This is a genomic window from Lysinibacillus parviboronicapiens (assembly GCF_003049575.1).
Taxonomy (GTDB): domain Bacteria; phylum Bacillota; class Bacilli; order Bacillales_A; family Planococcaceae; genus Lysinibacillus; species Lysinibacillus parviboronicapiens.
In genome coordinates this window covers 46,532-66,238 of sequence record NZ_PYWI01000004.1, presented here as the reverse complement: position 1 = coordinate 66,238, position 19,707 = coordinate 46,532, and the positions used below count along the sequence as shown (strand labels likewise).

20 protein-coding genes are annotated in these 19,707 nt (G+C 39.1%); 16 read left to right on the top strand and 4 right to left on the bottom strand.

Features of this window, described 5'->3' with window-relative positions:
• The first annotated feature begins 3 nt into the window (after window positions 1-3).
• The 3 genes from queD to C9J35_RS05780 are packed head-to-tail and all read left to right on the top strand — an operon-like array spanning window position 4 to window position 1,785.
• Window positions 4-477 carry a 6-carboxytetrahydropterin synthase QueD gene (queD, locus tag C9J35_RS05790; protein WP_107923769.1) on the top strand — a complete coding sequence of 158 codons (474 nt, stop codon included), beginning with the start codon at window positions 4-6 and terminating at the stop codon, window positions 475-477.
• The gene (queE, locus tag C9J35_RS05785; RefSeq protein ID WP_054768460.1) at window positions 470-1,198 is read left to right on the top strand and encodes a 7-carboxy-7-deazaguanine synthase QueE; all 729 of its coding nucleotides are present in this window, start codon (window positions 470-472) and stop codon (window positions 1,196-1,198) included. Before queD ends, queE begins: the two co-directional genes overlap by 8 nt.
• A 47-nt stretch (window positions 1,199-1,245) precedes the next feature.
• On the top strand, window positions 1,246-1,785 hold the full coding sequence (locus C9J35_RS05780) for a VUT family protein (RefSeq protein WP_054768461.1): 540 nt from the start codon (window positions 1,246-1,248) through the stop codon (window positions 1,783-1,785).
• Window positions 1,786-2,077: 292 nt separating this feature from the next.
• Here C9J35_RS05780 and C9J35_RS05775 read toward each other — a convergent pair whose 3' ends face one another.
• Both C9J35_RS05775 and C9J35_RS23920 read right to left on the bottom strand, forming a co-directional pair.
• Complete coding sequence (locus C9J35_RS05775; protein WP_107923768.1) at window positions 2,078-3,685, bottom strand: glycosyl hydrolase family 18 protein; 1,608 nt, start codon at window positions 3,683-3,685, stop codon at window positions 2,078-2,080.
• Window positions 3,686-3,905: 220 nt separating this feature from the next.
• On the bottom strand, window positions 3,906-4,565 hold the full coding sequence (locus C9J35_RS23920; RefSeq protein ID WP_201262046.1) for a hypothetical protein: 660 nt from the start codon (window positions 4,563-4,565) through the stop codon (window positions 3,906-3,908).
• Window positions 4,566-5,008: 443 nt separating this feature from the next.
• Here C9J35_RS23920 and C9J35_RS05765 point away from each other — a divergent pair, with 443 nt between their 5' ends.
• From C9J35_RS05765 to C9J35_RS05755, 3 genes are all read left to right on the top strand, one after another.
• The gene (locus C9J35_RS05765; RefSeq protein ID WP_107923767.1) at window positions 5,009-5,626 is read left to right on the top strand and encodes an NUDIX hydrolase; all 618 of its coding nucleotides are present in this window, start codon (window positions 5,009-5,011) and stop codon (window positions 5,624-5,626) included.
• Window positions 5,627-5,730: 104 nt separating this feature from the next.
• The gene (locus C9J35_RS05760; protein WP_107923766.1) at window positions 5,731-6,048 is read left to right on the top strand and encodes a DUF5713 family protein; all 318 of its coding nucleotides are present in this window, start codon (window positions 5,731-5,733) and stop codon (window positions 6,046-6,048) included.
• Between the two features lie 184 nt (window positions 6,049-6,232).
• Window positions 6,233-6,733 carry a hypothetical protein gene (locus C9J35_RS05755; protein WP_153062942.1) on the top strand — a complete coding sequence of 167 codons (501 nt, stop codon included), beginning with the start codon at window positions 6,233-6,235 and terminating at the stop codon, window positions 6,731-6,733.
• Window positions 6,734-6,991: 258 nt separating this feature from the next.
• Here C9J35_RS05755 and C9J35_RS05750 read toward each other — a convergent pair whose 3' ends face one another.
• Window positions 6,992-7,699 (bottom strand): class I SAM-dependent methyltransferase, encoded by a 708-nt coding sequence (locus tag C9J35_RS05750; protein ID WP_235616205.1) that lies wholly within the window; start codon window positions 7,697-7,699, stop codon window positions 6,992-6,994.
• Window positions 7,700-7,992: 293 nt separating this feature from the next.
• On the opposite strand from C9J35_RS05750, the gene C9J35_RS05745 reads away from it, so the two are divergent.
• Entirely contained in the window at window positions 7,993-8,235 is a 243-nt protein-coding gene (locus tag C9J35_RS05745) for a hypothetical protein (protein WP_107923763.1), read from the top strand.
• 447 nt (window positions 8,236-8,682) lie between these two features.
• Here the strand turns inward: C9J35_RS05745 and C9J35_RS05740 are convergent, their stop codons facing one another.
• Window positions 8,683-9,732, bottom strand: a complete 1,050-nt coding sequence (locus C9J35_RS05740) for an NAD(P)/FAD-dependent oxidoreductase (RefSeq protein ID WP_107923762.1) — start codon at window positions 9,730-9,732, stop codon at window positions 8,683-8,685.
• Window positions 9,733-9,880: 148 nt separating this feature from the next.
• Between C9J35_RS05740 and C9J35_RS05735 the strand changes: the two genes are divergently transcribed.
• From C9J35_RS05735 to C9J35_RS05695, 9 genes are all read left to right on the top strand, one after another.
• On the top strand, window positions 9,881-10,669 hold the full coding sequence (locus tag C9J35_RS05735) for an ABC transporter ATP-binding protein (RefSeq protein ID WP_107923761.1): 789 nt from the start codon (window positions 9,881-9,883) through the stop codon (window positions 10,667-10,669).
• Window positions 10,670-10,682: 13 nt separating this feature from the next.
• Window positions 10,683-11,609 carry an iron-hydroxamate ABC transporter substrate-binding protein gene (locus C9J35_RS05730; RefSeq protein WP_107923760.1) on the top strand — a complete coding sequence of 309 codons (927 nt, stop codon included), beginning with the start codon at window positions 10,683-10,685 and terminating at the stop codon, window positions 11,607-11,609.
• Window positions 11,610-11,632: 23 nt separating this feature from the next.
• Complete coding sequence (locus C9J35_RS05725; RefSeq protein WP_107923759.1) at window positions 11,633-12,634, top strand: FecCD family ABC transporter permease; 1,002 nt, start codon at window positions 11,633-11,635, stop codon at window positions 12,632-12,634.
• Window positions 12,627-13,634, top strand: a complete 1,008-nt coding sequence (locus C9J35_RS05720; protein ID WP_107923758.1) for a FecCD family ABC transporter permease — start codon at window positions 12,627-12,629, stop codon at window positions 13,632-13,634. The genes C9J35_RS05725 and C9J35_RS05720 overlap by 8 nt, the downstream gene beginning before the upstream one ends.
• Before the next feature lie 265 nt (window positions 13,635-13,899).
• Window positions 13,900-14,319: a MarR family winged helix-turn-helix transcriptional regulator gene (locus tag C9J35_RS05715; RefSeq protein WP_107923757.1), complete on the top strand. Its 420-nt coding sequence runs from the start codon at window positions 13,900-13,902 to the stop codon at window positions 14,317-14,319.
• A gap of 12 nt (window positions 14,320-14,331) precedes the next feature.
• Window positions 14,332-15,531 carry an MFS transporter gene (locus C9J35_RS05710; RefSeq protein WP_107923756.1) on the top strand — a complete coding sequence of 400 codons (1,200 nt, stop codon included), beginning with the start codon at window positions 14,332-14,334 and terminating at the stop codon, window positions 15,529-15,531.
• A gap of 309 nt (window positions 15,532-15,840) precedes the next feature.
• Window positions 15,841-16,707, top strand: a complete 867-nt coding sequence (gene efeO, locus C9J35_RS05705) for an iron uptake system protein EfeO (RefSeq protein ID WP_107923755.1) — start codon at window positions 15,841-15,843, stop codon at window positions 16,705-16,707.
• Window positions 16,708-16,713: 6 nt separating this feature from the next.
• Window positions 16,714-17,973: an iron uptake transporter deferrochelatase/peroxidase subunit gene (gene efeB, locus C9J35_RS05700; protein ID WP_107923754.1), complete on the top strand. Its 1,260-nt coding sequence runs from the start codon at window positions 16,714-16,716 to the stop codon at window positions 17,971-17,973.
• Window positions 17,948-19,666 (top strand): FTR1 family iron permease, encoded by a 1,719-nt coding sequence (locus C9J35_RS05695; RefSeq protein WP_107923753.1) that lies wholly within the window; start codon window positions 17,948-17,950, stop codon window positions 19,664-19,666. The genes efeB and C9J35_RS05695 overlap by 26 nt, the downstream gene beginning before the upstream one ends.
• Window positions 19,667-19,707 lie beyond the last annotated feature (41 nt).

The following is a 19,707-nucleotide window of genomic DNA, read 5'->3' as shown; positions in this document are numbered from 1 at the left end:
GACATGCATCATTTTAAAATTGTCGAGAAGCTCCAAAAAATAGATGAAGATATTCAAAGGAATCAATTGAACTATCATACAAAACGCGTTCTCGTGAGCAAGGAATTTACCTTCGATGCAGCCCATCATTTACATGATTATGAGGGGAAATGCAAAAATCTGCATGGTCATACGTATCGTGCTGTACTAGGGTTAAGTGGGTATACAGATGAACGCGGTTTGATGATTGACTTTGGAGATATAAAAGAAATTTGGCAACAAAAAATAGACATTTATTTGGATCATCGTTATTTAAATGAAACGCTTCCACCGATGAATACAACCGCAGAGAACATTGTAGTCTGGATTTACGAAAAGTTAGCAAAAGCCCTGCTTGATGAACAACGATATAACGGAGCGCGTGTAGAATTTATCAAGCTGTATGAGACGCCGACAAGCTATGCTGAAGTGCGACGGGAGTGGATGGAAGTTGAGTAAGGTACCTGTTATCGAGATTTTCGGACCGACCATTCAAGGCGAGGGTATGGTAGTTGGACAGAAGACGATGTTTGTGCGGACTGCTGGCTGTGACTATTCCTGTTCCTGGTGTGATTCATCGTTTACATGGGATGGCAGCGGAAAGCATTTGATTGTCCAAATGACAGCAGATGAGATTTGGTCTGAGTTGAAACGACTCGGGGGCAGTGGTTTTTCTTTTGTCACGATTTCGGGTGGCAATCCTGCACTCTTTCGAAATTTGGAAGCGCTCATTGCTATTTTAAAAGAAAACGACATAAAGGTTGGAGTAGAGACACAGGGAAGCAGATGGCAACAATGGCTATATGATATCGATGAACTGACGATTTCACCCAAGCCTCCTAGTTCCGGAATGACCTCAGACTATACAGTACTATCTGATATCCTCGGAAAACTTCAAAATCGAAACAGCAATCAGCATATATCCCTCAAAATAGTCGTTTTTAATGAAGAGGATTATGCTTATGCTAAGCAAATTCACCTTCGATATCCGACGATTCCCTTTTATTTACAAGTCGGTAATGATGATATTACGACGACTGATAATGCGCAGCTGATTAGCCATTTATTGGAGAAGTACCAAGCGCTAATTGACAGGGTGATTGCAGATGAGGAAGTAAGAGATGTCAAAGTACTACCACAGTTGCATGCCCTTGTTTGGGGAAATAAAAGAGGTGTATAGTTTTGCAACTGCAAAATTTTCTTTAAATTTACTTGAGGAGTACCATCATGAGAATATTATTTTATTTATTATCTATTGTCATTGCTAATGTAGTAACGGCAGCATTTGCGCCATTACAGTTTGGCATGTTTATCGTTCCAATGGGGACGCTGTTGATTGGGGCGACCTTCATTTTCCGGGATCTTGTGCAAAATAAATATGGTAGAGCAAAGACGTATTTGTTTATTATGACAGCTCTTATTTTATCCGCAGTGATTTCATTCATACTCGGGGATACACTATTGATTGTGGTAGCATCGGCACTTTCATTTGTTGTCGCTGAAACAGCTGATACAGAAATCTATACCCGATTGAAACTACCAATGGCTTGGCGTGTGTTCTACAGCGGAATTGTTGGTGGATTTCTGGATTCCGCGATTTTCGTAGTCATTGGCTTGAGTCCACTTGGAGCCAATATCCTGCCTTGGGAAGCAGTACCAGCCGCCATTTTGGGACAAATTATTGTGAAGACGACGATTCAAATGTTCGGTGCACTGATTTTAAATCAAGTTCATGTAATTCAGCAAAAACGCCTTACCTTAGAATGATATTTGGCTCTTTAAAATATGTACTTGACCGTACATGTCACTAAGAGCAGTAGCTTTTTTGCGGCATGAGCTGTGTTAATGCAGTCGGCTTGCCTGTACTTAGTATCAATATAAAAATTTGTAGAGCCCGAAGGAAATACCGTCGCGTTTAGGACGAACAAGATGAGGGATTACGACAAAGGGGAAAGGTAGTTAAAAACAGGGCTGATTCTACACGTTTTGTAGATCAAGCCCTGTTTTGCCTATACCTTATTTATCAACACTTTCTTGGAGGAGGGGGATGTTAATTATGTTATTTTGAATATTTTTCTAAATCTCCACTCGCACGATTAACCATCGCTGCCATTTGTGCTCTTTTAACAAAATCATTCGGATAAAATCCGCCGTCTTCTTTACCGTTGATAATTCCCTGACTACTTAGTTTTAAAATTTCTAAGTACGCCCAATGTCCCTTTTGTACATCATAAAAAGGTAAGTCATTCGTATTATCTAATGGGTAATCTAGTATTCTCGATAATATTGCTGATAATTGAGCTCTTGTAATTCGAGAATTCGGTTCAAAGACGTTTGGTTTCGGTCCATTAACAATATTATACTTATGTGCTAGTTCAATAGCCTGTTTTGCCCAATGGTCAGTTGGAACATCTGTAAAGTAATTAGGTACTGTTTCGTTTTTGTCTTTTAAACCAATCGCGTTTGTAAGGATAGTAACAGCTTGTGCCCTTGTTAGATCACCATTAGGGCCAAAAATGTACTCATTTTTCCCACTTATCCATCCCTTTCTATAAAGAGACATAATATCATTTTCAGCCCAATGATTTTCTGCATCTATAAAATTATGTTGTCCATTCGCCCAAGACATATAAAATTTCCATATCCCGTTATCTGCTTGTGTTAAATCCCAACTACCAGTTCCTCTTAAATTGTATTTCTCTACTAATCTTAATTTATATTTTAAAGATAAATCATTTTCATACCAAATAGTATAATTGCCCGTTGAAAGTTTTTTACCACCAATATAAGTTGGCAAATCGTTTTCTCTCACAGTGAATTTAGCATAAGCTGATTTTGAGGTATCATCAAAATATAGTGTTCCGTTATGATTATTAACTATGCTTTTTACAGATTTATTCGCTACACCATATCCACCTAATTCCTCGTCATCATTCCAAATTCGCCCGTAAAATGGTAAACCTAAAACTACTTTCTTGGAATCAACACCTTGATTTAATAAAGATATAATAGAATTTTCAACAAATGATAAACTAGCGACAGGACCTACTGGACCACCATTCCAACTTTCATCATAGGCCATTAACATTAGGTAATCACTATATTCACTTAGTTTTAAATAATCATAAGAACCATGCCATCCTACCGTCCATCCATGTGGATTTGCAGCAACTGCTATAGATATTGTTTTATCATTCGGCATTTTTTCATTTAATAGTCTAATGAAATCTGTAAATACTTCCTTATCGGTATAGTTTAAATTCTCAATATCAATATCTATGCCATCCAAGTTATTTTTTACTACAGAATCTACTAATTGAGTAGATAAAACTTCTCTATTTTTCATAGCCATTTGAGCTAAATTTCTATCCCAGTTGTTCGTAATATATGGAACGACTTTTAATTTTCTTTTGTGTAACTCTGCTATTAAATTTTTATCAATTGAAGATTTTAAACTACCGTCAGCGTTTAACTCATAGAATCCTGGCGTAGCTGTATTTAACGCACCTAAAGTCATATCTATATTTTCTAAATAGGAGCTAGCAGTTCCACCATATAAATAAGACATATGTATGTCATTTACTGAGGCATCAACACTAAATGGAGAGGCTAATAATGTAGTTAACAGAGCGGGGATTAGAACATATTTTTTAAATTTGTTATTCATACTATTTATTATTCATACCTTCCTATAAAATAGATTTTAACTACTTAATTATCTATTATTTGAATCCACTATATCAATTATAAAAATATGGGTTAATTGAGTTATTTAGGTTCATCAAAAATGCAATAATAAAATGATCCCTCTGCAATTTTCAGTGGGATCATTTATTATTGTCAAATGTGATTCATCACAGATTCATAGTAAATGAGTATTTTTTAAATTAATTACAAGAATACGCTAATATAGCGGAAGATGGGAATGAAGCAAACGTGAAGTTTGGCCATATAATTCCTGTAGTATTCCCAGTTACACTTGCTGAGAAAACAAACATTAAAAAGAGCTGACCATTTCGTAAGAGCACAATGGTCCATCTACCATCACAGCCAGCTGCAAATGCTGTTGGGCCTTGTGATTGTAACATACTTTGCGCCTGTGAAGGATTTTGACTTAGAAATTGAAATCTACTAATCATTTGTTGAGACGGTGCTGGTGGGTTCATTTGCCCCCCTTGACCAGGTCTAGGTGTTCCACCCGGCATCCCGCCTGGGAAACCACCTGGCGTACCGCCTGGGAATCCGCCTGGGAAACCACCTGGCATCCCACCTGGGAAACCACCTGGCATTCCACCTGGGAAACCACCCGGCATCCCACCTGGGAAACCACCCGGCATTCCGCCTGGGAAACCACCTGGCATTCCGCCTGGGAAACCACCTGGCATTCCGCCTGGGAAACCACCTGGCATTCCGCCTGGGAAACCACCTGGCATCCCACCTGGGAAACCGCCTGGCATTCCGCCTGGCATCCCTCCTGGCATTCCGCCTGGGAAACCACTTGGCATTCCTGGTATACCGCCCGGAAATCCTCCTGGGAAATTAACCATTTTATCGCTCCTTCTTTTTTTAATATAAAGTAGGTTATGATAACGCATCTACCGAGGAATGGTTAAATGACCCAAGAAATCAAAGTAAGGACTATTATTTGGTTTTTTTAAGGATTGTCAGTGGAAATTTCGAGGGTCGAAATGTATGGAAAACGTTCCTGTTAGTAAACCAAATTATGCTAAGTAAGAAGTAGGTACAGTTATTTCAGTAAGGTGGCCCAGAGCAAATAATTTTTTAAAAAGCTCAGGTATTGAAGTAAAGCATTACAATTCTACTGTGGATGTCTTTTCGTTAAAGACGATTAGGAGCTAGTGCGTTGTCTGTTTGGGCTATCCATTTCTTGGCGTACATAAGCTTAAAAAATTATGAAAGCATTCTTTATCCATCAAACTAATAGTGATACGATAAAAACGAATATAAATATTGAAGTGAGGGGAATTTTATGTTCCTAGATAAACTGAAGAAAGAGTTAAATCAAAATCAATCCCTATTTATAGGAGAGGAAACAGCTTATCGTTCAGCGATTTTGATTCCATTAGTGCTGGTGAATGAAGAATGGCATATCCTTTTCGAAGTACGGTCATTCACCATGAGAAAACAGCCAGGTGATATTAGTTTTCCTGGTGGTCGAATCGACGCAACAGATGCATCCCCAATGGCAGCAGCTGTACGAGAAACAACTGAAGAATTAGGTGTTGATCCAAAAACGATTACTATTGTAGGGCAATTAAGCCCTTATATTGCTTCTTCCTCATTTGTTATCTACCCATTTGTAGCAACTATTGATACTAACCAAATTATGCATTCTTACAACAAAGAAGAGGTTGAGGAGGTATTTACGGTACCACTTCAATGGCTATTGAAGTATGAGCCTTATATGCACTTAGTATCTGTGGAACCAGTGCCTTCACTAGACTTTCCGTTTGATAAAATCGTCAACGGTACACAATATCAATGGAGGACGCGTACCATGGAGGAATGGTTTTTTGATTATGACAAGTATACAATTTGGGGTTTAACAGCTAGGATATTAAAGCATTTTATAGAAAAAATAAAATAACTACAGGATTCACAAGATTCTTTGAATAACACATAATGTAATATGTTACTCTATTAATTGAGCCATAAATTTTGGTGAAAAAACCTAATTTAGGAGGGTTTTCTATGACGAAAGAAATGAATTACTTAGTGGACATGTATAGAGATTTGTATTTCCCTGATTTTTTAGTAGATAAGATGAAAGCAACAATCGAGGTATTTGCTCATTATCTTGAACATGGTGCATATACGGAAGAAACAGTTCAACAAAAATTAGATGAGATGACCGATAAACTGAATGAGCTTGCGGAAGAATTTGAAGAAAACGGTAGCCAAATTGAAACAGTTGCCAGAGAATCCATTGCAGATACGGTTTTTTTAGTTTTAAAGGCTTATAACATAGATATTGATATAGAAGAAGCAATTAGAAATAGAGATTGGTAAAATAGATAATATAAAATCGCTAAAGTATTTATCCTATACTTTAGCGATTATTTATATTCATAGGGAGGTTCCTTTATGGCGAAATTTATAGATCCACCATTCTTTTTCTTTTGATTTTTATAGCTTTACGTCAAGAGGAAATACCGTATTAGTGCAATGTCCTAAATGTACGAAATGTGCGCACATGAAAAGAATGGACAATACCTATATTGTACAATGCGAAAGTTGTACTTTCCGTAACACGAAAGATATGCACTATTTAGTAAAAACCTTTGCGCAAGGCCAATGCAACGCCTGTCAACGACATGTCAATATTCCACTGGAAGAAAAAGAACGTCAATATCGTAAGCTCAATAAGGAATGCCCTTATTGTACAAAACTTGTCCAATGTCATATCAAAATTAATCCAACACAAGTTTACTATCCGAAGGTGTCAAATGCACAAGGGACAGATCCAGTATTTTTACTAGACTACTACCTTTTAACAAGCTTAGGGCCAAATCAACCCATCTGGGCGTTAAACGCTAGTCATCTAGAGTATTTAATAGACTATGTGACAGATAAACTCCGAACTAAAAACTTTACAGGTAAAACAGCATCACATGCACTACCTGGCTATATAAAATTAGCAAAAAATAGAGAGGCTGTCCTACGTAAATTAAAACAATTAGAAAAGAAATTATAGGGAAGGTGTAAATAACGTAGACAACCTGTCAAAAAAAACAGCAAAACAGTGAACGCTGGGCATACTATTAGAACGGACATAAATGAAGATTGTAATGTTTGGGGAAGCGTTGCCTGATGATTATGGAAAAAAACCTGAGCAGGTTTCTAGATGGATCGCTGAACACGAGCAAAATGCTCCGATAAACCAAAGATAACCTCGTAGATTTTTAACAATGCTAACGAGGTCTGCATTAAATAGTCACTTCATGTCTACTCATTATTTAGTACATGTATAAATTCTATAGTCCAAAACCTCTTTATACTTCAAGTTCATGTCATAATGCGTTTCCATTAGCTCGTAAAGTTCAGGTTCTATATTCTTTGAGTAGTGATATTCAGGTATCGAAGAGATGGATTTGTTTTTTTGTATACGAATATTTGTAAAACCAGCTTGTTCAAATAAAGCAATCCAATCCTTTTTCATAAAGCAGGAATCAAATCCATAAAATTGTTTGATTTCCTCTTCAATCTTTGCGCCGAGCTGTTGGTTAATGGTAAATTCAATGGCAATGAAGCGACCACCTTGCTTTAATAAACGAAAGATTTCTTTAATGGCACTAGCTTTATGGACAAAAGAAAGCACGGATTCAGAAATAACAAAATCAAATGTATTTGCCGGTAACAAAGTTTGTTCGATGGAACCTTGCCTGATAGTTACTGGCAGACGTTTTTTTTTCATTCTCTCTGTAGCCTTAGCTACCATAATTGAATTGATATCGATGCCCGTTACTTTTGCTCCATATTTGTGCGCTATATAGGCAGCAGTTTGGCCTGTACCACACCCTACATCTAAAATATGAGACGTTGTGCTAATGTTCTCAGATTTAAAAATTTCCTTTGTTAAATTAATACCACCAGGATGTGCACCCCCAACACCAAATCTGGACAAAAAGTCTAGATATTTGGATTTTGCAATTACAACCACCTTCTTTATTTTTCTTATTTCTATCATATGAAATGAAAAATAGTATGGTTCCTGCAAACGATAAAGTTGACATGAAAAAAGAACCTTTGCAGGCGTAAGCGTCGCTTCAAATATTGCCTATCATGGAGCCATTATATGCTCTCTAGGGCAACATACAAGTGACATAAATCACTAGAATTTAATATTTTTTAGGCCACATAACGATATTCTTTATCAGTACTTCTCCGAATGTCTAATCCATAAAAAAATACAAACATATACTATCTTAACGCAATTTGATAGGGGGTGAATCAATGCCATTTTATCCGCCCAATCCTAGAAGGAGACCACTCCCACAAAGATATAGACAAGGTTTTGGCTCTTCTTATCAAGGTAGACAGGAGCAACCTTTCTTTTACCCTATGCAACAACCGCAGGCTTTTAAATTTGGAAATTTACCAGATAGTCTAAATGCAATAATGGGCCATGCGGGAACAATAACAAACGGGGTTAATATGTTAAGGCAAATGGGGTCATTGTTAAGTTTATTTAAATAGTTTAGCTTGCTGGAAAACGAATATCATTAGGCATATCAATGGAAATATAGTTGATGTGCCTTTTTTATGAACCAAAATAATAGGGAGCAAGCAGCTAACGAGTAAGTGATGTGCGTAAAAAATGCATGTGACGATTGCTATAAATTTGTCAACGTTCAGAGCTGTAAAGTCTTGCTAATAGCCAGACTGTCAATAAACTCAATAGTATCTAGATGAACCGGTGGAGTCATCTGTGGCATTTTATGTGTCTAAAAATATGAACGGGCTTTTACGGATACGAGCTAACGAACGTATAAAACTCTTCTATACTGGAGGATAGAAAAAACAGCAGTGTAAGAAAACCCTCTTAAGAAATAATCTTAGGAGGGTTTCCTTTGCTTGAAATAAGCTGCAACCATCAAACAAGTAGGAGTTGGGGTTTGTTGAAGGTTACAATGCTCAGTGTCATTATTTTGAATGTACAAGTTGTTTTTCAATAATTGAACGATTTTTTTCTTTGAACATCTCATTATGAGAAGATACGACCGCATTACGATAGGCTGTTGGTTCTAGGTAAGTTTTCACCGAGTTGACCGCATTTGCGGCATCTTGGAAAGTACCTAATAGGAGATGTATTTTCCCTTCGAATGAAAGAATGTCGCCTGCTGCGAAAATACCTGGTTGTGCAGTTTCACCAGTCGCTTTTCCCTCGTAATAATAATTATCTTTCTTCGGTATCGTCATAGATTCTTCAAAAGTTAACGATGCCTCACGATTATAGCCATGACTGACAATAACTTCATCTATTTGACGTGTATAACTTTGTTTAGTTTTTGAATTTTCACATGTGACTAATTGAATAGCTGTTTTATCGGTATTGGCGGATAATTTTGTAATGGTTGTATTACATTCAATTTGGACACCGGCTGCCAGCGCCTCTTTGATAGTTGCTTCATGCGCAGAAAGTGTTTCTTTACGGTATACAACGGTTACGTTTTTGGCAATAGGGCTAAGTTCAACTGCCCAGTCAAGTGCTGCATTACCACCACCAGAAATAATAATTTCCTTGTCTACAAAGCGCTGATAGGACTGTACCGTATAGTGTAAGTTTGTCATCTCATATTTTTCAGCGCCTTCGAGCGTAAGTTTTTGAGGGTTAATAATGCCACCACCAACCGCTAAAAGAATTGTTTTCGAGTAATGCTTGTCACCTAGAGCTGTATGTATGACAAAATTATCTTCTTGACGCTCAATGTAGTCAACCTTTGTTCCAGTTAGAATGGTAGGGTCAAAAGTCTTTGCTTGCGCAATTAATTGTTTGACAAATTGTTCACCTAAAATTGGCGGATGACCACCAATATCCCAAATAAGCTTTTCTGGGTAAAGCAAGACTTTACCACCGAGTTGATCCTGACTTTCAATAAGCTTCGTTTTTAATCCCCTTAAACCACTATAAAAGGCACTATATAGACCTGCAGGCCCACCGCCGATAATTGTTACATCGTATACATCTTGCATTTTTATCGCCACATCCTTAAAAAATAATAAAAAAGTATTTGACAAAACCTTATCTGATAACTAGACTAATTTTAGTGATAATGATTATCATTAACAAACTTTGATTATCATAGCATGTCGAGAAGTAAAAAGAAAGAGAGGTTACGATTTGCGTTTACAAATTGAATCGATTCGTGTTGGTTATGATAACAAGACGATTGTGCACGATCTATCATTACAAATTCCAGATGGAAAAATTACAACTATTATTGGCTCAAATGGCTGTGGTAAATCCACACTATTAAAGGCTATTACGAGAATATTGAAGCATGATCAGGGACATGTCGTTTTGGACGGCCAAGATATTTCAAAGATGAAAACAAAAGAATTGGCCAAACAGTTGGCCATTTTACCACAAAGTCCTGAAAGTGCGCATGGGTTAACGGTGGAAGAGCTTGTCTCTTACGGTCGGTTCCCTTATCAAAAAGGCTTTGGCAATTTATCGCAAAAGGACAAAGACATGATTGAGTGGGCCTTGCAGGTAACTAAAACGGATGCATTTCGCCAACAAACGGTTGATGCACTATCTGGTGGACAACGTCAGCGTGTGTGGATTGCGATGGCATTAGCACAAGAAACGGATATTATATTTTTAGATGAACCAACTACTTATTTGGATATGGCACATCAACTAGAAGTATTAGAATTACTAAGCAAGTTAAATGAGGATGAAGGACGCACGATTGTCATGGTGCTACATGATTTAAACCAAGCAGCACGTTTTTCTGATTATATTGTGGCGCTGTCAAACGGAGAGCTTGTGAAGTTCGGTACTGCAGAAGAAGTGGTTGTACCAGAAGTTTTACAGAAAGTGTTTAATATTGATGCGGTCATTGGCAAGGATCCTAGAACGGACAAACCAATGTGCATTACATATAACTTATTACAAACAATTTAAAGGGGATTTACACATGAAAAAGTGGCTTTTACCAATGTTTATGATGGTTGTACTCGTGCTAGCAGCATGCGGCAACAAAGAAGAAAGTGCTGAAAAATCGGGTGAGGGTTCTAAAGAGGCTTCTTCAGCAGAGACGATTACGTATGAATCTGAAACAGGTCCTGTGGAAGTACCAGCTAATCCAAAACGAGTAGTTGTGTTATCTTCATTTGTTGGAGATTTATTAAAACTTGATGTTAATGTCGTTGGTGTTGATTCATGGGCGACAAAAAACCCAAACTTCCAAGATGACATTAAAGATGCAGTGGTTGTTGAAAATACAGATATTGAAAAAATTCTTGAGCTAGAACCCGATTTAATTCTTGGTTTAAGTGGTATTGAAAATGCTGATAAATTAGCTGAAATCGCTCCTACAGTGTTATTTACTTACGGCAAAGTGGATTATTTACAGCAATTTATTGAAATTGGTAAGGTAGTAAATAAAGAAAAAGAAGCAACAGCATGGGTAGAAGATTTTAAAGTACGTGCTACAGAGGTAGGTACTAAAATTAAAGAGAAAATCGGTGAGGACGCAACCGTTACTGTCGCAGAAAACTTCAATAAACAATTGTATCTTTATGGAGATAACTGGGGTCGTGGAACAGAAATTTTATATCAAGCAATGGGCTTAAAGATGCCTGAAAAAGTGAAAGAAGTGGCGTTGGAACCAGGTTATTTCGCGATTTCTCAAGAGGTATTAGGTGACTACGCTGGTGATTATGTTATTTTCAGTATGTTTATGGACCAAGATACTTCGTTTACAGAAGCTACATGGTTTAAAGATTTAGAAGCAGTGAAAAATGGTCGTTTATTTGAGGTCAATGCCAATGCATTTTACTTTAATGATCCGATAACATTAGATTATCAACTCGATTTCTTTGAAGAGAAGTTTTTACAATAAATCAGTAGAGAGTAGCGAAGGCAATGACAAAGTTTCGACAATTACCATTTTGGCTTCAGATGTTGCTTGCACTGATTTTATTACTAGCAACGGCTAGTATTTCACTGTGCGTTGGTGCAGCAAATACGAGCATTCAAGATGTCTATCAAGCCATTGTTGGACAAAGTGGTGGCAAGCATTATGCAGTGTTACGGGAAATTCGATTTCCACGTATCATTGCAGCAATTTTTGTCGGCAGTGCACTAGCAGTGGCTGGGGCCATTATGCAAGGGGTTACCAGGAATCCTTTAGCAGACCCAGGGCTTCTTGGTCTTACAGCAGGGGCGAATGCTGCACTTGCTGTAACCATGGCTTTTGTGCCAAATATCTCATACTATATCCTAATTTTTGCATGCTTCATCGGAGCGGGCATAGGGATGATGATTGTATATGGGATTGGCACATCGACGAAGAGCGGTTTTTCGCCGTTGAAGCTGGTGCTAGCAGGGGCGGCTGTTTCTGCGCTATTACAGGCCGTTGCAGATGGCACGGGGATTTTATTTAATATCGCTAAAGATGTATCCATGTGGACGAGCGGCGGTTTTATTGGTACGACATGGACAGCACTCATCATTGTACCGTTTATTGTAGTAGGGCTAGTTGTTGCGTTTGCTTATAGCCGTCAGTTAACGATTTTAAGCTTAAATGAAGATGTAGCAGTTGGCTTAGGACAAAATACTACTGTCATTAAAGGTGTTCTGATGGTGGTTGTTGTCGTTCTAGCCGGTGCTGCCGTGGCGCTTGTAGGAAATTTGGCGTTTGTCGGCTTAATGGTGCCACATATTGTACGTGCCTTTGTTGGCACAGACTATCGTTTGGTGTTACCGATGAGTGCACTTGTTGGCGGTTGGTTTATGTTAACGGCAGATTTCCTTGGCCGGATGATTAATGCACCATTCGAAACGCCTGTTGTAGCCATCGTTTCTATTATCGGACTGCCGTTCTTCCTTTTACTTGTTCGTAAGGGAGGTCGTCAATTTGCTTAATGCAGGTCGAAAAAAGCAACGAATTTGGCTATTTGTGTGGCTGATATTAACGCTAGCTATTTTTGTATTAGGCATTTCACTGGGGGCTGCCTCGGTTTCCATTGATCGCATACTACCGATTTTACTTGGAGACGGTAGTTTTAAAGAATCATTCGTCTTGTTTTCTGTGCGATTGCCAAGAATGTTTGTCTTGGCAGCGGCAGGGATGGCGCTAGCACTTGCAGGTGCCGTATTGCAGGGGGTAACACGTAATGATTTGGCAGACCCTGGTATTATTGGTATTAATGCGGGTGCTGGTGTTGGGATTACATTGTTCTACTTAATTGTCAACGGGAATTTACCTAACTTTGCCTATGTACTACCAGTCGTTGGGTTTCTAAGTGCAATGTTCACAGCACTATGTATTTACTTTTTCTCGTATAAACGGAATATAGGCGTTCAACCCATACAGTTCATTTTAGTCGGGGTAGGTGTGGCTTCTGCGTTATCGGGTGTGATGATTATTTTAATCTCCTCTGCGGAGCGCAGTGATGTGCAGTTTATCGCACAATGGTTGGCAGGCAGTGTATGGGGTACCGATTGGCCGTTCTTTTGGGCATTAGTGCCGTGGCTCGTGCTAGGCATCCCATTCATTTTCTATAAAGCGAATGTGTTAAATGTACTGGCCATGACCGAGCAAACAGCAATCGGCTTAGGCATGAATATTGGCCGTGAGCGACTACAATTATTAGTGGTGGCTGTAGCATTAGCTGCGGCGGCTGTATCAGTGACTGGTGGAATTGCCTTTATCGGTTTAATGGCACCCCACATCGCGAAACAGCTCGTAGGACCACGCTATCAATTCTTTTTACCGTTAACACTATGTATTGGGGCTAGCTTATTAATGCTTGCCGATACAATCGGACGCGTGGCGATTTCAACGGCAACTGTGCCAGCAGGAATTGTGGTAGCATGCATCGGTGCCCCTTATTTTTTATATTTATTACGCAAAAATGACTGAACGGCTCGCGCTGTTCAGTTTTTTTCTGTTCGGGCAAGGAGGAGGCCGATAGAACGGTTGAAGTGACGGATAGAACCCCAAAAGTGACGGATAGAACCCCAAAAGTGACGGATAGAACCCCAAAAGTGACGGATAGACCCCTAAAACTAGCGGATAGCGAGCCCGTATCCTAACTTTAGGCTAGACAAAAGGCGAAGTTGGGTATATAGTTACCTAGGCTAACTAATTTAATTTGTAGTGCTAAGAAAAGTAAAGGAGTGATACTTTGACGATTGAACAGAATTTTTTTAATGAGTACCGACTGATGTACCGACCGTTTACAAATCAGCTTAATGTGCAGTTGGAGAAATATCAGCTGTATAGTTCTCAGTGGGCTGTCCTGCGATTGTTGATCGATAAAGGGCCACATTCGCTTGTGGAAATTGCGAACTTTATGTTCATTGAGAAGCCAAGTGTGACGAGACTTGTACAAAAGCTTGGGGAGCTTGGGTATGTTGAAACAGTGGCAGGCAAGGATAAGCGAGAAAAGCTTGTACAATTAACCGCTCATGGTGAAACTATCGTGCAGGAAATTCAGGAACATTTAAAACCTTTTTTAGAAAAGGCATTGGCAGGAGTGCCAACGCAAGATATTGAAATTGCTACACAAGTTTTAGCAAGAATTTGTGCAAACATTCATCAGTAGGAGAGGAAACAAGTGGAAGCAACTAGACATAAACTTTGGACAAAAGATTTTTTAATCGTTTCACTTATCAATTTTACCATTACGTTAATTTTTTATTTATTAATGGTGACGATTGCGGGCTACGCTGTGGAACAATTTGGGGCTTCAACGAGTACCGCGGGACTTGTGTCAAGTATTTTTATAATAGGGACGCTATTTGGGCGACTTGGTACAGGACGGATTATTGGCGATTGGGGGAGTAAAAAGACATTATTTTGCGGACTCTTATTATTTATGTTATCAACAATGTCCTATTTTCTTGCAGGGAATTTACCATTATTAATGCTGAATCGTTTAGTGCAAGGCATTGCGCTAGGGGTAGCAAGTACGGCTACAGGTACAATTATTGCTCAAATTTTACCAGCGGATCGACGTGGTGAAGGGATTGGCTATTATAGTTTAAGTGCCATTTTAGCGACGGCTATCGGGCCATTTGTCGGAATTCTTTTAACACAGTTATTTGCAGATTATCGCATGATTTTTGCGGTCGATTCAGTTTTAGCCATTATTTGCTTTATGATGTATTTTATAGTGACAGTGCCAGATGCACCGAACAAGGCAAAAGATCTTGCGGCGAAGACAGGCTTCAAAGTGTCCAACTTTATTGAAATGCGTGCTGTGCCAATTGCATTTGTAGCGCTCGTTATTGGTTTTGCATATTCAGGCGTTATGTCGTTTATGACGTTCTATGCCAAAGAATTGGATTTAGTAACGGCGGGGAGTTACTTCTTTATCGTTTATGCAATTGTCATTTTAGCGACTCGTCCATTTACAGGGAAACTACTCGATGCAAGAGGCGCAAATATTGTTATTTATCCGTGCCTTGTGCTATTTGCCATTGGCATGTACGCCTTTAGTGCCGCAACGAGTACTGTTGTATTTTTAATAGCGGCTGCTTGTATTGGAGTCGGTTATGGGAACTTCAACTCAGTAGCACAAGCAATCGCTATTAAAGTTACACCAAATGAACGACTAGGACTTGCGACATCGACATACTTCATTTTGTATGATTTAGGATTAGGCGTAGGGCCTTATTTCTTAGGGTTTTTTGCGCCGACAATCGGCTATAGCGCCATTTTCTTAACTATGGTATTTGTTATTTTACTGTCAATTGTGCTGTATTATTTCTTATATGGAAAATATGAAAATTTGAAACAAGCAAATATTTCATAGATTAGAATCATTATATCATGGAAAAAACGTCTTTTTGCTAGTTGTTTATAAAATTCAACTGCGAAATGACGTTTTTTTCTTTAAATAAAAATACTTCTTGCAATCAATTATGATAATCATTATCATTCACATATAAAGTGAAACTTAAATCGCTGTAGAGGTCTTTATACCCTATCGATTAGTAGTCGAACGAATCGGGTACTGCCGGGTGCTTACTCTGTCACTTTAAACGAGCTGGACTTCAGCTTGATGTGGTAGACGTAGCAACCGTTTGTACGGGATAAACTAATTCGGAAGTAGGTACTTAGCATGAAAAACAAATCATTACTGTCAGTATTAGTGGTAGGTGGCATTATTATGACGGGTTGTGGTAATACAGAAGAAGCCAAAAAAGAAGAAAAACCAGCGACAGAGCAGGCACAACCAACAGCAGAGGTTGATTTAACTACTGAGCTAACAGCTTATCAACAGTTTGCTTTAGAACAAATGGATCAATTTCTCATGGAAACAGAGAACTTTGTGAAATTATTCAAAGCAGGTGATATAGAAGGAGCAAAAGCTGCATATGCTCCTGCGCGTATGTATTTCGAACGTTCTGAGCCAATCGCTGAGAGCTTTGGTGACCTTGACCCACGCATTGATGGTCGATTAGCTGATATCCAAGAAGAGGGTAAAGGTGAAGAAGAATGGACTGGCTACCACAAGCTTGAATATGCGCTGTGGGAAGAAAATACAACAGCGGGTTACGAAACAGTAGCAGATCAATTACTTGCAGACGCCAAAGAGTTACACGCACTTGTACAAACGGTAGAAGTAACACCAGATTTAATGATGACAGGTGCAGTTGACTTATTGAATGAAGTATCGACTTCTAAAATCACGGGTGAAGAAGAAATCTACTCACACACGGACCTATATGACTTTAAAGCAAATATTGAGGGTGCAGAAAAAATCTTTGAAATTCTTCGTCCTAAATTAGAAGCAAAAGATAAAGAGTTAGTAGCAACATTAGATGAAAAATTCAAAGCAGTCGATGATTTACTAGCACAGCATGCAATAGCTGATGGTGGCTACATCTCTTATGAAGAATTAACTGAAGAACATACAAAAGCTCTCGCAGCAGCAGTTAACCAACTTGGTGAACCATTAAGCCAAATGGGAATTATTTTGGAGTGATGAATAATGACAGCGTCAAACGATGAAAAATGGATCGATAAAAAAATATCTCGTCGTGACATGTTAAAGCTATCTGGCATCGGAGTGGCAGGGGTTGCTATTGGTGCTTCTGGCTTTGGCGGGGTTATGAAAGCTATGGGTTATGGTGTCTTCGAGCCTGTAGCAGATAGTATAACAGCACGTAACAAAGTAGATTTCTATGGTGCGCATCAATCCGGCATTATTACACCTGTACAAACGCATATTTATTTTGCTTCTTTAAATGTCTTAGTTACATCCAAGAAAGAGTTACAAGAGTTGTTCCAAAAATGGACACCTCTTGTTGTGCGTTTAATGAATGGCGAATTAATCGTGGATTTAACGACAAATACAAGAATACCGACAGGGGATACAGGTGAGGCAGAAGGGTTAGATGCTGCCTATTTATCTATTACATTTGGCGTTGGTCCGTCACTTTTTGACAAACTGGGCATCTCTCACTTGAAACCAGCAGAACTAGTAGATTTACCGCACTTCCCAAAAGACCAGTTACAAAAAGAATTTACGGGTGGCGATCTGTGTATTCAAGCGTGTGCAGATGATCCGCAAGTTGCCTTCCATGCTGTGCGTAATTTAGTGCGTGCTGCGTCTGGCAAAGTGGAGATTAAATGGTCGCAGGCAGGTTTTAACTCATTCCCGGCAGGTGGAGGGACACCTCGTAATCTATTTGCCTTTAAGGATGGCACGGTAAACCCTGCCATTACAGATGACAAAGATTTAAATAAAGTTGTGTGGGTGGATAAAGGCTGGTTGAAGGGCGGCTCATATTTAGTAGCACGTAAAATCCAAATGCATCTTGAAACGTGGGATCGTACTTCTTTAAAGGACCAGGAAGCAACATTTGGTCGTTATCGTGATAGCGGTGCCGCATTCGGTAAAACAAAGGAATTTGAAGATTTCGATGTAGAAGCGAAGGACGACAAAGGCGAGTATGTAATGCCAGATACATCCCATGTCCATTTAGCAAGGAAATCAGGTGCGCGGATACTACGCCGTTCGTATTCTTATGCTTCAGGTGTCATGTCCAATACAGGTGCCCATGATGCTGGGCTATTGTTTGTATCATTCCAAAAAGATCCCGCTCAGTTTACTACGGTGCAAAATAGTTTAGGGCGCATGGATAAAATGAATGAATATATTACCCATCGAGGCAGTGCAGTGTTTGCGTGCTTCCCTGGTGTACAAAAGGGGAGTTATTTAGGTGAAGCACTTTTTAACGCGCTGTAGCATCATCCTTTGTTTGTTAGTGGTACTTGCAGTGCCAGTGCAAGCAGCGCAGTCTTACAGTCACTTATACATTTCTATTAGTGATGCCCTTATGAATACAAAGCAGGACAAGGAAGCAGAAGCAAAGCAGGCACTTAAACAATTTACAATCGACTGGGCTGCCGTTACATCTGAACAAACCGAAGCGCAAGAAAAGGTTGATAGCATACTAGCACAAGCAATAGAAGCAACATCTAAAGAAGAGCGTTTATCGGCCTTATCGGCCTTATCGAATGCCTTACGTTCACTAGAAAAGTTAGAAAATCCAGTGGATGAAGCGGCACAGCGCGCAGAATTTGGCACGAAATTTAAACCCATTATGTCAGAGTTTGAGAAAGCTCTAGCTAGTGGCGACATCACTGCAATCGATGCTGCTTACAAGGAATTCAATGTTAGATGGAATAAAAACGAACGGCCAGTTCGTGAGCAAAGTATTGCTATGTACGGACAAATCGAAACACAGATGGCCTTCTTACGCATTACAATTTCCGCTGAAGAGCCGGATATCGCATTAATGCAGTCACAATACGCTGAGCTAAAACAAACGATTGAGGATTTTGTGGCGGGAGAAGAAACAGCACAAGTTGTAGAAGGCGAGTATTCGCTCACAACTTTGATTGCCTATATTGATGAGGCAAATGATTTCATTGATGCAGGCGACTATAAGGCTGCATCCGATAAAATTCGTGAATTCATTACAATTTGGCCAAGCGTAGAAATCGAAATTTCAACTCGCAATAGTAGCCTCTATACAAAAATCGAGAGTGATATGCCAATACTTGTGAGTGACTTATTAAAAAGCCAAGTCGATGAAGAAAGAGTTAAAAGTAAGTTGGATACTTTCCGTACTGAAATAGAACTGATACAAGGTGATACTGACTATACGTTGTGGGATTCTGCATTAATCTTGCTACGAGAGGGCTTAGAGGCACTGCTCATCATTTTAGCGTTGGTTTCGTTTTTAAATAAATCCGGTCAAACAGCCACGCGTAAGTGGATTTATGTTGGGGCGTTTGTTGGGGTATTATTGTCGGCTGTAGCAGCTATTTTAATGTCAACGATTTTTAACTCTGCTACTGTTGATGCGAATCGTGAAATGATGGAAGGCTATGTTGGTCTACTTGCTGCTGCAATGATGATTGGCGTTGGTATTTGGCTTCATAGTAAATCAAGCGTAACGAGCTGGAATCGATATATTTCAAAACAGATGGGCAATGCCATTTCGAGTGGCTCAGTATTCGCAATGGCTTCTGTCAGCTTCTTATCGGTGTTCCGTGAAGGAGCAGAAACATTGGTATTTTATGCAGGAATTGCCCCTAAAATGGAAACATCTCAATTTGTGTTAGGCATTGTAGTGGCACTCGTCATCTTAGTTGTCATAGCTATTGTGTTATTTAAAGCGAGTGGCAAAATTCCAATTCATAAGCTTTTTGCCGTAGCAACGGTGTTAATTTATGTCTTGGCATTTAAAATTATTGGTGTTAGTTTGCATACCTTACAATTGACAAATAAAATTTCTACAACAATCGTGGATGGTCTGCCAGTGGTTAGCTTCATAGGCTTCTATCCAACGGTGGAAACAATGATTGGACAAACGATTTTACTTGTTTTAGTTATTGTGACGATTCTATATAAGAAGAAACCAAGGAAATAACGAAAAGCTGTGGCCTCAAAACCACAGCTTTTTATTATGGA

What these genes read in the sequence shown, in the direction of transcription:
- C9J35_RS05765 (WP_107923767.1), top strand. Translation starts at nt 5,009, where the DNA reads ATGTTCCTAGATAAACTGAAGAAAGAGTTAAATCAAAATCAATCCCTA.
- C9J35_RS23920 (WP_201262046.1), bottom strand. Translation starts at nt 4,565, where the DNA reads ATGGTTAATTTCCCAGGAGGATTTCCGGGCGGTATACCAGGAATGCCA.
- C9J35_RS05740 (WP_107923762.1), bottom strand. Translation starts at nt 9,732, where the DNA reads ATGCAAGATGTATACGATGTAACAATTATCGGCGGTGGGCCTGCAGGT.
- C9J35_RS05730 (WP_107923760.1), top strand. Translation starts at nt 10,683, where the DNA reads ATGAAAAAGTGGCTTTTACCAATGTTTATGATGGTTGTACTCGTGCTA.
- C9J35_RS05745 (WP_107923763.1), top strand. Translation starts at nt 7,993, where the DNA reads ATGCCATTTTATCCGCCCAATCCTAGAAGGAGACCACTCCCACAAAGA.
- queD (WP_107923769.1), top strand. Translation starts at nt 4, where the DNA reads ATGCATCATTTTAAAATTGTCGAGAAGCTCCAAAAAATAGATGAAGAT.
- efeB (WP_107923754.1), top strand. Translation starts at nt 16,714, where the DNA reads ATGACAGCGTCAAACGATGAAAAATGGATCGATAAAAAAATATCTCGT.
- efeO (WP_107923755.1), top strand. Translation starts at nt 15,841, where the DNA reads ATGAAAAACAAATCATTACTGTCAGTATTAGTGGTAGGTGGCATTATT.
- C9J35_RS05760 (WP_107923766.1), top strand. Translation starts at nt 5,731, where the DNA reads ATGACGAAAGAAATGAATTACTTAGTGGACATGTATAGAGATTTGTAT.
- C9J35_RS05725 (WP_107923759.1), top strand. Translation starts at nt 11,633, where the DNA reads ATGACAAAGTTTCGACAATTACCATTTTGGCTTCAGATGTTGCTTGCA.
- C9J35_RS05780 (WP_054768461.1), top strand. Translation starts at nt 1,246, where the DNA reads ATGAGAATATTATTTTATTTATTATCTATTGTCATTGCTAATGTAGTA.
- C9J35_RS05755 (WP_153062942.1), top strand. Translation starts at nt 6,233, where the DNA reads ATGAAAAGAATGGACAATACCTATATTGTACAATGCGAAAGTTGTACT.
- C9J35_RS05775 (WP_107923768.1), bottom strand. Translation starts at nt 3,685, where the DNA reads ATGAATAACAAATTTAAAAAATATGTTCTAATCCCCGCTCTGTTAACT.